Source organism: Terrimonas sp. (assembly GCF_003075435.1).
Taxonomy (GTDB): domain Bacteria; phylum Bacteroidota; class Bacteroidia; order Chitinophagales; family Chitinophagaceae; genus Agriterribacter.
This window is the reverse complement of sequence record NZ_QCZJ01000033.1, coordinates 1-11905: the sequence shown is the minus strand read 5'-3', so window position 1 is coordinate 11905 and position 11905 is coordinate 1. Positions and strand designations below refer to the sequence as shown.

The window sequence follows — 11905 nt, the reverse complement described above, 5'->3', positions numbered from 1 at the left end:
AATGTTAAGAGTATTATGTTATTTATCAGTCTGCTCCCTGTTGCTTTTATCCTGCAATTACAAAACATCGCTGGTTCAGGATGCGGTTGCAGCCTGGTCTTTTGCCGATCAAAACGATCAGGCTGGTTTTAACAGCTCGTTATTGGAACAGGGATCAGTAAAGTTTCTTAATCTGGAAGGTGATGAAAAGCGTAGCTCAATAGAAAGTGGCAACGATGGAAAAGCAGTATACCTCGATGGATCTTCATGGCTTGATGCAGGGCAGGGAATAAATGATGAACTTAATATAACCGGTAAGGGAATAACGCTGTTTGTAAGAATGAAATCGGATTCCATTAAGGAGTATAACCCGCTGCTGACCAAATCCGGCAACGATCAAACCATTGCTTACAGCGTGGCTTTGCGTAAAATAGAGCAGGATGTGTATATTGAAGCAATGCTTGGAAGTGATGATATTGGCGGGGCGCATCTTTTAAAGTATAAATTGCCAAAAGAAGAATCATTAAACTGGCACAACATCCTGTTCCGTTTCAATGGCAAAATTTCAGAATTATATATTGATGGTATTTTACGGGATAACGAGGTTACCGTTGGTGAAACAAGGGATTGGAATAATCATCCAGCATTGATTGGCGCTCAGTATGAGCAACCTTATACAAATGGAGATAGCGCAAAAAATACCATTGAAGCTACTTTTAGAGGATGGGTTGATTGTATAGCCATCTGGAATCAGTTTCTGCCGGATGAAAGGGGTGCATCTTTATCAGGTGTGGCGGCGTTAAAAAAAGACGGATTACCCGAATACTATAATGAAAAATACAGGCCGCAGTTTCATTTTTCTGCAAGGAAAAACTGGATCAATGATCCCAACGGCCTGGTATATTATGATGGCATGTATCATCTGTTTTTCCAGTATATGCCTCCACATCGGCCCGGGGCTTATAAGGATTGGGGACATGCTGTAAGTAAAGACCTGGTGCATTGGGAGCAATTGCCTTCGCACATTACGCCGCATAAAGTTTGGGCAGGTTGCTGGTCTGGTTCTGCAGTGGTGGATAAATACAATGTGTCCGGCTTTAAAAAAGGAAATGAAAGCCCGATTGTTGCATTCATCACCAATGGTGGTAATCCTAACGATGGTTTGGGACCAAAGTGTACGCAAAATATTGCCTATAGTACTGATGGTGGAAAATCATTTACGTATTATGATCAAAACCCAATAATCAAAAATATCCATGAAGCTAACCGGGATCCTAAAGTGGTGTGGGATGAAGATTCTAAGAAGTGGATTATGTCTATCTACATGGACAGGGGGTATGAGTTTGCGCTGTTTTCGTCTTCTAATTTGCTTGACTGGAAGCAACTGTCTACTATTTCTTTAGATCGTATTGCTGAGTGTCCGGGCTTTGAACCTTTTCCATTGGATGGAAATAAGAATAATAAAAAATGGGTGTTTTCCGGCGCCAATGGCAACTATGTTGTAGGAACTTTTAACGGTAAAGCATTTAAACCGGAAACAGGTACTCTTGTTGGGGATTATGGTAATAATTTATATGCACCGCAGATATGGGATAATGCTCCTGAAGGTCGCAAAATTCAGATAGCGTGGCTATCAACAAACAGGTATCCCGATATGCCATTTGAACAACAGATGAATTTTCCTGCAGAACTTGAATTAAAAACTACACCTGGAGGGATCCGGTTGCTTAGAACGCCGGTAAGAGAAATAAGAAACCTGTACGATTCGGAAATCAAATGGCAAAGACAGGTTATTCCACAGGGAGATAATCCTTTAAGTGAACTTAAAGGAGATTTGTATGATATGGATATGGAAATTGATTTGAAAAAAGCTACTTCTTTTGATTTTAGTATCAGGGGTGCAACTATTAAGTATGATGTGGCCAAACAAACACTTCGTTGTGGCGGTACTGCAGAACGGAGTGGTTTCCCGCCGGACAATTGGAAGGCTTATATCAGGAAAAATCCGGATCAGCTTAACAATATGGGAGAAGCGCCACTGGCGCCGGTTAATGGAAAAATAAAATTGCGGGTACTGGTAGATCGTACCACACTCGAAATATATGCTAATGACGGGCTGGTGGTGATGACTTCCTGCTTTATGCCGGATGAAACAAAACACTATGCGTTAACTGCAGATGAAACAATAAATGTTGAGGCAACCATTCACTCTTTAAAATCTGCATGGACGCTAAACCGAAAATAACAACAGCACCCTTTGCAGGTGTGCCTGATAAAGCATTCGTTTTAATATCTATTATTTGACAGTTTAATATGCCTTATATGAAGAAAATAATTCTGGTTATAACAAGTTTTTATCTTTTGCAATCGGGGCTCGCCCAGTCTGGTGCTGTGTCAGCAAAGCTTCACACACTAAGTCCTTATTTTTTATTTACTGCATCCGGCACACCATCTGCTACGCTGAGTACCAGCCGGCCCAAGGGAGATTTCACAACAGACAATACCAGACAGGAAAGCTTTACCATAAAGATGTTGGTAAATTTTCAACCTTTTAGTGGGGAACAAACGTTACTGGAAGTGCCGGGGATGATAACCATTAAATTACGCCAGGCTGATCCTGAAAATCGTAACCGGCAAAATTATCCGGCTGCTAAAATGCAGGATGGATCCTTGCCGGTTCTGGAGGCTGGCATCATGCTGAATTCTCCCGGAATAAATTTATTTACGCGCCAGTTGGAAATAGGACACCCGTTGGCTTCATTAAAAAATCCATGGGGAAAACATGAGGTAATTGTACATTTTACAAAAACACACTGGACCATATATGTAGACAATGAGCTTATGGATAACGATTTTGTTGTAGGGTATCCGCATTGGTGGCATCAACGTTCCTGGCAAATTAATCCGGCGGTGGTGAGTGAAGCCAGCCTGTATTTGCCGGGCATGAACGTAGAGCGTGACAACAAGAGAAATATTGAGCAGATGCCGGGTCTGCAATACTGGACTCCCCGCGGACATAATAGTTGGGTAGGCGATGTGGCTACCATTTATCACGATGGACGCTATCATGTTTTTTATCTTTATGACAGGCGACATCATGCCAGCAAGTTTGGAGTAGGCGGACATTACTTTGAACATTTTTCTACTACAGATTTTATTACATGGACAGAGCATGAGGCAGCAACTCCTATTGAAGAACAATGGGAGACTATCGGAACCGGTAGCCCTTTTGTATATAATAACAAGCTGTGTATCTCTTACGGTTTGCACACATCGCGTATTTATCCTGATTCTCTTACAGAATATCCGGATATGCTCAGGTACTTTAATCAACATAAAAAATCTGGAAGCTTTTCTTCAAATCCTGAAGAAGCATATCCTTCAGGAGCTACTTACTCAGTAAGTCAGGATAATGTCAGTAATTTTAAAAAAAGTGGTGCTTTATTTCACTACAGCGAAAATCCCAGTGTGTTCACCACTCCTGAAGGTAAATTAAAAATGTACGCCAATTATAAGGCAAAAGGTACGTGGGAATCAGCTTCGCTTGACAGCGGCTGGTATTGTACCGATCCGGATTTTCCATTGGGTGGTGATTGTACGTTCGATTTCAGGTGGGGCAAATATGAATACGTGGTAGGTGGTTTTACAAGCTTATGGAGAAGAACGATAGGTAAAAATGAACCCTGGAAAGATATAGTAGCGGAAGGAAAAGATTTTTATAATGGTGTAGGCGTTCCATCTGTATCTCCGATTGGTAATGGTCGCTATATAATGGCCGGTTGGATGCCCATTACCGGGTGGGGTGGTCCGTTCCTGATTCATGAACTGATCCAGTATCCTGATGGAAGAATAGGAACAAAATGGATGAAAGAGTTGATACCGGCCACCACTGATGCTGTTCTGTTGGCCAAAAATGTAGAACAGAAAAATGCTTTCCCGGTTAAAGATGAAAACTTCATCCTCACTTTTGATGTGGTTCCTCAAAAGAAAAAGAATGGTAAGGTAGCGCTTTCGTTTTTGCCTGCTGACGGCAGCAACAAAAAGGGTTGCGAAATGCAAATCAATATCGCAGCATTTACGGCTCAATACAGCGATGCGGTTAAAGACGGCTTTGGCGAGATGCAAAAATCTATACGAAATGGTGGCAATCCGAGCCTGGTAGGCAATTACGCTATTGAAAATATAATGGGTGTTGAAAAACCATTTACCGTAAGGATATTAGTAAAAAGCAATACTAAACTGGGCGGCACCATTATAGATACAGAAATTGCCGGGCAGAATACCCTGGTTACTTATCGTAATGGATTAAATGTTGACAATATCCTTTTTAATCAGGAGCGGATGGATATACATAACCTCAAAATCATGAAAATTGTTGATTGACCTGGTATTGATATTTGCTTAAAAGGTCTCCTGAAATACTTTTATTAGTAATAAACTATTAACAGCGTTACATGAAAGATTTGCTCCATCCTGAAAACAAAGACTACATTGTTACAAAAACACTCATACGCGCAGCCATTGTTGCATCATTAGGCGGTTTGTTATTTGGTTTTGATACCGCAGTTATTGCCGGAACAACTGCTTCTATTGAAAGATTATTCCAGCTTTCTGACTGGGCAATGGGATTTGTTGTGTCTTCCGCCCTGATCGGAACAATTACTGGCACGGTTATATCTTCAAAACCGGGCGATATATGGGGCAGGCGGCAAAGCTTAAAAGTTTTAGGATTTTTATTTATTGTATCTGCTGTAGGTTGCGCATTGGCATGGGACTATTGGTCGCTCTGTTTTTTTAGATTTATCGGAGGACTGGCCATCGGCGGCTCTTCTGTACTCGGGCCAATGTACATTGCAGAAATTTCTCCTGCAAAGCTCCGTGGACGGTTGGTTATTTTATTCCAGTTTAATGTATGCCTGGGCATCCTTCTTGCTTATTTATCAAATACGTTGATCGAAGTATTAAACCTTGATGTGCTTCATGTTCAGTGGAGAGTAATGTTAGGCATTGGAGCCGTGCCTGCTTTAATCTTTACCATTATGTTATATACTATTCCAAGAAGTCCGCGGTGGCTGGTATCGGTTAATAAATATGATGAAGCCCGGAGAGTGCTGGGGCAGATAGGTGAGGTTCAGATAGACCGGGAGATGGAAGAAATAAAAGCATCATTAAAATCAAATGTGGGACAGTTTAAAGAAAAGCTGTTTCAAAAAAAATATCTGTATCCGATTTTCCTGGGAGTTGCAGTGGCAGCCTTTAACCAGTTTTCATTCGTTAACGGGTTCTTATATTATTTAAACGATACGCTCAACGAGATAGGCGCTAAGTTTGGCGGTAAATTTCAACCTGTTATTATTGGTGTTGCAAATGTAATTGCAGTGAGTATCGCTTTGTTAACTATAGATAAAGTAGGCAGAAAAAAACTCTTATTGATTGGTTCCTGGGGAGCAGCGATTCCTCTGGTTTTATGCGCCTACATAGCATGGAGCAGAAACTTGATTGAATTGTTTCCATGGAGTATAGCAACTTTCATTTTATTTTTTTCATACTCCCAGGGGGCAGTGATATGGGTTTATATAAGCGAAGTATTTCCGAACAAGGTCAGAAGTAAAGGCCTGGCTTTAGGCAGCTTTACACATTGGGCGTTGGCAGCCATTGCGGCACAGGTATATCCGGTGATTGTAGCTATTCCTGCAATTGGTTTATCAATTCCCTTTATTGTAGGAGCAGTTATGATGATTGTACAATTCTTTGTTGTGTGGTTTTGGTTTGTGGAAACCAAAGGTGTTCCGTTAGAACAATTAGAAGAGAAATTGGGAGTAAAATCCAAAGAATAATAAAAGAAGATTATGCATTTTATTGGAATTGATATTGGTACAACTTCTATTTGCGGTGTTATATACGACTTTTTAAATCAAAAAACAGAAGCGATTAATGTAGAAAATGAATCTGGGATCGCTGTTGATAACTCCTGGGAAAAGATACAGGATCCTCAATGGATAGTTGCATGTGTTATTCAGATAATTAAAAAATTTGAATCGAAATACAGCGATATTAAGGGCATAGGTATTACGGGACAAATGCATGGAATAGTTTATGTAGATAATAACGGGAATGCGGTAAGCCCTTTATATACCTGGCAGGATAACAGGGGTAACCTGATTTTAAATAATAACATTACCTATGCTGAATTTTTAACGGATTATTCCGGGTACGATCTTTCTACAGGATATGGATTGGTGACACATTTTTATAATATTAAAAATTCAATGTTACCCCAAAGTGCTGTAAAGCTCTGCACCATTATGGATTACACTGTAATGAAATTAACCGGGAGAACAGAACCTTTAACGGATCATACAAATGCAGCCGGGCTGGGATTTTTTAATGCCCGGGAAAAAAAGTTTGACCTTTCATCTTTAGGCAGTATTGGTATTGATATTTCTATGTTACCTGAAATTGGTGAATCTGCTGCGCTTACAGGTTATTACAATTCAAATATTCCTGTATATTCTGCTATCGGTGATAACCAGGCAGGTTTTATCGGTTCCGTAAGAGACAGGAAAAAATCGATACACGTAACCATTGGAACCAGCAGCCAGCTCTCAATATTTTCAAAAGAGTTTTTTAAGGTAAGCTCGTTAGACACCAGACCTTTTCCCGGAGGAGGGTATATCCTTGTAGGGGCTGCATTGTCAGGAGGTCAATCGCTATCTGTTTTGCAATCATTTTTTGATAGTGTTATCAGGGTAAGCAGCAGAAATACAACAGAGGTTGCTGACTTTTATGAAATGATCAATGCTCTTGATTATACAAAAGGCGATCCGGCGGGGCTTACCGTTACAACCTTGTTTAATGGTAGTCGTTCTAACCCTTTTGGCAGGGGAAGTATTTCAAATATTTCAACAAAAAATTTTACTGCGAGAGATTTGATCCTCGGTTTTATGCGGGGCATTTGTAATGAAATATATGATTTTTACAGTAAAATGCCTTACGAACTGAAAAAGGATAAGCATATAGTAATTGGATCTGGGAACGCTATAAAAAAGAACAACCTTCTTTGCCGGGTGCTTGAAGAAACTTTTAACTTCAGGGTTGTTAAATCCGGGCATGATGAAGATGCTGCTTTCGGTGCATGCATTGCTGCTGTAGTAGGGGGCAACTATGTTCCGGGCTTTGATACAATACAATAATTACAGATTTCCTGTCCTTATTTTTTTGATATCACCTTTTTTCTTTCAGCTATTATATTCATTACCCCTTCCGCATCACTGCTGGCGGTGCCTGTTAGTGCATTGTCTTTATGCTGAAGTTTTATTAATACGGAATTCCCATCTACATTGATCCTGAATTGCACCTTATTATGCTCCACTTTTATTTCCTGTGCTGTAAATGTCTGGTAGTTAACCGTCACTTTTGCAGTCCATTTATTTGCCGCTTTTTTAAGCTCAATGGTACCCTTCTGATATTCAGAAGGCGCCTCTGGCGATTTGTATTCATATATCCCCTCCATTCCTGCAGGAGGATTTACAGACGGGTTCAAAGCAAATGTAGGCAGGGCATAAACGATCAAAGCGCTGAAAAGGAAAAGGATTGTTTTCATTGTTTTTCTGATTAAAGTTTACTTCAAACGTACATGAAATTTTTCATTCCTGAAATACACAAAAGATGAATGAAAAATTTTACGGGAGTTCCTCTTGGCTAAAAAATATTAATGAATATTCAGGATAAACTTACCAAAAAGCTTTTGAATTATATATACTCTTTAGCACGGCTTTGCTCCCTTTGCGTAATTCCTTCGCACGCTTTGCGGTTAAATTTTTGCGGGTTGATAATTATCACTATCAGACCATTGAAATTCATTTTTGAATTCTTGTTCGAGCACTATTCCTTCTGTATGGATACCTGTTTGCCTGAGTTTACTTTTTTTGATTCCAAAGAATTGATAACGAAATAAACACTATACCGATGAGTAAAAGAAGCAGGGATAATGTTCAGCAAATATGTTTTGAATCATTGTGGTTACACTTAAGTAATGAAAATAATAATTCTATATTTGAACACCCTGGCATAAAAAATAAACATGCTGCCGGAACCACAGCTTTAAAACTTATCGCCGTTACGCTCTTGACCCGCATACTCCATTTGTGCTAAATTTACAGTGCTGTCCCGTTGCAGTTTTCCTGCAATATTCAAATTAGCCAGGTCAATCATTTTGAGAATAGATGCTTTAATAGCTGGTCTTTCAGAAAAAGCGATGAGGTGTCCACGATGAGGGATCATATTAATATCAAGGTAAGGCGCGCTGGTTAAATGTGTTTTCGCGAATTTGGCATTGGTAGTATACACAAGGTCATCGTTGGCGCCCTGTATATAAATAACCGGCACTTTAATATTGCTCCAGTAAGGCAGCATTTTAGCCAATTCTTCTTTGTGCCGGATTTTTTCTTTATTGGCAGTTTGCAGCATCCGCGGAATAAACCAATGAAAGATGGGCCATTCAATATAAGGTGTAACCCAGTATATTTTTTCCTCGCCCGGTGCAAGTGCAGGTGCAATCAACACCAACCCGTCTACCAGATCAGGATGATCCATAGCAAGGCGGCAGGCTATAGAAGTGCCATAAGATGCACCAACAACAATCAAAGGATGATGTATCTTATTCAGGCTGTCAATAACAGGCATGATCAGTTGCACCTGTTTTTCAAGAGAAGGTTCAGCCTGGCCAAATCCGGAGAATCCATAACCGGCACGGTCAACTGCAAACATTGAAGCATGTTGCAGCAGTGTACTGTCTGTCATGTAATCCCTGTAATAGCTTAACGAGCTGGGCGCTCCATGTATAAATAAAATGGAGGCAGAAGATGTGTCGTTGCCGGATGAAGCGTAACGTATTGTTCTGTTTAGTTTGTTGTAGTAAGATATGTTTGCCTTTAATCCTTTATCAGCAAAATATTTGTTGTATTCCTCATCAGTCATGCGAAACTGAACAAACCTGTCTGCAATTAGAAGAAAGATAATAAAGAGTGCGATCGATATAATAACGATCCTCAAAAAAATCCTGGCAGCTCTTTTCATAGTTCAAACTTAAGCATAACCACCTTAAATTCCGGTTAAAGAAAGTTGCTTTTGTGTTAATGAATAAATGGCAGGCTGGAAGATTTCAATTTTCCACATATAGGTGCTCCTGCTACGGCAGAGGCCTCGTGCCTCGGCATAACAAGCGACATTACGATGTTCGGTGTTTGTGCTATTGTTCAGCATTTGTACCATTGTTCAACATACATTCTCCTGCCTGTCATGCCGAGGCACGAGGCATCTGCACTCTGGCTGGACGAGCATTCGTGAGATATGAGACGTCAGACATAAGCACCATCTTCACGTCTGACGTCTCACCATTGACTATTCACTAATTCCTCTTACTTACCACCAGGTTGTATCTTATATAAAACTGAAAGGCCTGGTTGCGTGCCTGAGTAGGCGGAAGAATATTATTCACTTTCAGGTTAACAAAATTATTCAGCGCCTGGTTATAGCGGAACCCAAACATAAACCTGTCCACATAGTAATTTGCATCAAACAGGTAGCGCCATTCAGATGCATTTATTTTTGAGGAAAGCGAGTCGTCTTTAATTTTAAAGGTTTGAGCATTTAAGATGGTATTGTTATTAGATAGCTGCTCCCTGTAAGCCAATCCGCTGTTGAAAGATGAAAATTGCAATCCACTACCCAGGTAGAAATTTTTTACCGGGCTATAGTAAAAGCTCAGTGGCATATTAAAATAGTACAATTTTTTAAGGTATATGTTTTCAGTATATCCCACATTGTTCATGGGAATGGTTGTGTTGTTCTGAGCCAGCAACAGATTAGGTGTTGCCTGGGGAGCATTAAACTGAAATTCACTTAAAAGATATATTCTGTCAGTTACGTGCAACTGAAGGTATGGCGAAGGAATATAATCGGCAATCATATTTTTTCCCGCGCCTGAGTTGTAATTATAGCTTTGCTGAGCTGCGATAGCGAAGTTTTGATATGGCGCTATACCTGCTGCAAACCACCTTTCGGTTTCATTGCCCCAAAAGCTCCAATGACTTTTATATGATTTTGCAAGCGCTCTTTCCTGCTTTCTTTCCAGGCGTTTCATTTCCTTCAGTATCGTTTTTTTCTTTGCTGTTACATCAGGCAATTGCCAAACATTGCCAGGCACAGTTAATGTTATGTCAGATGCCGGCGCAGGAAGCGCATCATTTTCAAGTTTTGCAGGTGATGCTGTTATAGATTGCGGTGAAACAATACTATTGTTTTCATTGTTGCTAACGGTAAACTCATTGTTTGCAGTATTTACCTCTTCCCTGCTGATGGCATTTATTTGTGATTGATTGTGCTGAACAATGGATGCAGCTATATCTTCTTTTTTCGATGCCTCATCTTTTGAATTGTTAGCTATTGCTTTACTGTCTTCCCGGTTGTTTGTTACAACTTTACCCGGAATATCAGCAGCGGTATTGCTTTTTGTTTTGTCGTTTTTTGCAGGAGGAACATTATTAAACAAAGCATGTTCTTCATTCAGCGTATGAGATGGTTGATTGTTTATTAGGTTATTATTATGCTTCGGGATAGAAGGAGGAGCAGTAAAACTGGTTTCTTCCTTTTGTAATGAAGCAATATTTTTATCAGGCGATGATACTGTTTTATTTTCCTTTTCTACCGGCAGGATTATTTCGTTGGAAGGCAAAATGCCTTCCTTGTTATCTGTAGTAGAGGAATTGATTTCTGCCGTAGCATTATTGTTGGGTTTATCAGCGCCTGAAAAATATACACCTGAGCCAATAATCCCTATCAGCAAGAGCGTAAGCCAGCCAATATGCTTCCATCTCCCGTCAAAGCGTTTTTTACCTGCAGGTTCTTGTGGCATTTCCTTATTCAGCATATCCTGCATTTTTTGCCATGCTTCATCCTTTTCAGGAAGATGGAGTTCCTGCATTTTTCCTGCAATCAGTTCTTCGTATGGTAGTTTCCGGTTCATTATGCCACCTGTAACGTTTTGAGTGATTTCTGTAATAAGCGCCTCGCTTCGCTAAGATGCCATTTGCTTGTGCCCTCACTTATACCCATTTTTGCTCCTATTTCTTTATGCGTAAAGCCTTCCACAACATACAGGTTAAAAACAAGCTGTGTTGATGGAGGTAATTTTCTTATTAATGCAAGTAACTCTTCGGCATCTAATTTCTGCATTGCTTCACTATCCGTATAAGGTTCTGCTGCCCTGCTTAATTCAACTTTGTTAAGGTGCTTTTGGTTCTGGCGGATAAAATCGATAGCTGTATTTATCATTATCTTCCTTATCCAGGTATATAAGCCCGCTTTTTCTTTATCAAACTGGCGCATGTTTTTAAAAACCTTCAAAAATCCATTGTTCAATACCTCTACAGCGTCATCTTCATTTTGAGTGTATCGCATACAGATTAACGCCATCGCATCATAGAATTGCTTATACAACAATTCCTGCGCACGGCGGTCATTGCGGATGCACCCGTTTATAAGGTCAATATCTGTTGCTGTATTGCTCAAAAATGGTTTAGTTTAATCACCTGCTTATTTATAGCCTACTCTCAGGCAAAAAACTGCTCACCTTGAATTTAAAAATAAAATTGCTTCATACCAATTGCATTGACCCTTTTTTGAAACACTATAACATTATTTAAACATGTGATAGTTTATATATTACGGGTAAAGGCTATAAAAGGTTGGTGGGGTGAAGGTTACAGGTATCAGCGGTTGGCTATCAGCTATCAGGTTTCAGTGTCTTGTCCTAGCATAAGTAGACAGATTTAAGAACAAAAAAATCTGTAATACCATGACAAGAGATGTCCAAACGGTGATCCGGTATAGTATTAGCTTTAAGCAAAAAGTAGTCAGAGAGTTA

General features: G+C 39.9%; 8 protein-coding genes. 4 read left to right on the top strand and 4 right to left on the bottom strand.

The features are described 5' to 3' along the window. Position 1: 1 nt before the first annotated feature. The 4 genes from DC498_RS22810 to DC498_RS22795 all read left to right on the top strand — a co-directional run bounded on the left by DC498_RS22810 (position 2) and on the right by DC498_RS22795 (position 7172). Entirely contained in the window at positions 2-2224 is a 2223-nt protein-coding gene (locus DC498_RS22810; protein WP_133176955.1) for a GH32 C-terminal domain-containing protein, read from the top strand. A gap of 77 nt (positions 2225-2301) precedes the next feature. Continuing rightward, complete coding sequence (locus DC498_RS22805) at positions 2302-4362, top strand: hypothetical protein (RefSeq protein ID WP_206197728.1); 2061 nt, start codon at positions 2302-2304, stop codon at positions 4360-4362. 71 nt (positions 4363-4433) lie between these two features. Further along, the gene (locus DC498_RS22800) at positions 4434-5816 is read left to right on the top strand and encodes a sugar porter family MFS transporter (RefSeq protein WP_116876466.1); all 1383 of its coding nucleotides are present in this window, start codon (positions 4434-4436) and stop codon (positions 5814-5816) included. Positions 5817-5828: 12 nt separating this feature from the next. After that, positions 5829-7172: a sedoheptulokinase gene (locus DC498_RS22795; RefSeq protein ID WP_116876465.1), complete on the top strand. Its 1344-nt coding sequence runs from the start codon at positions 5829-5831 to the stop codon at positions 7170-7172. A 17-nt stretch (positions 7173-7189) separates the two neighbouring features. Here the strand turns inward: DC498_RS22795 and DC498_RS22790 are convergent, their stop codons facing one another. The 4 genes from DC498_RS22790 to DC498_RS22775 all read right to left on the bottom strand — a co-directional run bounded on the left by DC498_RS22790 (position 7190) and on the right by DC498_RS22775 (position 11550). Continuing rightward, complete coding sequence (locus DC498_RS22790; protein ID WP_116876464.1) at positions 7190-7582, bottom strand: hypothetical protein; 393 nt, start codon at positions 7580-7582, stop codon at positions 7190-7192. Between the two features lie 500 nt (positions 7583-8082). After that, positions 8083-9057, bottom strand: coding sequence for an alpha/beta fold hydrolase (locus DC498_RS22785; RefSeq protein WP_116876463.1), 975 nt, complete (start codon positions 9055-9057; stop codon positions 8083-8085). 331 nt (positions 9058-9388) lie between these two features. Then, positions 9389-11005 (bottom strand): hypothetical protein, encoded by a 1617-nt coding sequence (locus DC498_RS22780; protein ID WP_116876462.1) that lies wholly within the window; start codon positions 11003-11005, stop codon positions 9389-9391. Next, a complete protein-coding gene (locus tag DC498_RS22775) occupies positions 11005-11550 on the bottom strand; it encodes an RNA polymerase sigma factor (RefSeq protein ID WP_116876461.1) in 546 nt (181 codons plus the stop codon). Before DC498_RS22775 ends, DC498_RS22780 begins: the two co-directional genes overlap by 1 nt. Between the last annotated feature and the right edge of the window lie 355 nt (positions 11551-11905).

Coding starts and splice junctions, on each gene's coding strand:
- DC498_RS22805 (WP_206197728.1), top strand. CDS start 2,302: ATGAAGAAAATAATTCTGGTTATAACAAGTTTTTATCTTTTGCAATCG.
- DC498_RS22780 (WP_116876462.1), bottom strand. CDS start 11,005: ATGAACCGGAAACTACCATACGAAGAACTGATTGCAGGAAAAATGCAG.
- DC498_RS22810 (WP_133176955.1), top strand. CDS start 2: ATGTTAAGAGTATTATGTTATTTATCAGTCTGCTCCCTGTTGCTTTTA.
- DC498_RS22785 (WP_116876463.1), bottom strand. CDS start 9,057: ATGAAAAGAGCTGCCAGGATTTTTTTGAGGATCGTTATTATATCGATC.
- DC498_RS22790 (WP_116876464.1), bottom strand. CDS start 7,582: ATGAAAACAATCCTTTTCCTTTTCAGCGCTTTGATCGTTTATGCCCTG.
- DC498_RS22795 (WP_116876465.1), top strand. CDS start 5,829: ATGCATTTTATTGGAATTGATATTGGTACAACTTCTATTTGCGGTGTT.
- DC498_RS22800 (WP_116876466.1), top strand. CDS start 4,434: ATGAAAGATTTGCTCCATCCTGAAAACAAAGACTACATTGTTACAAAA.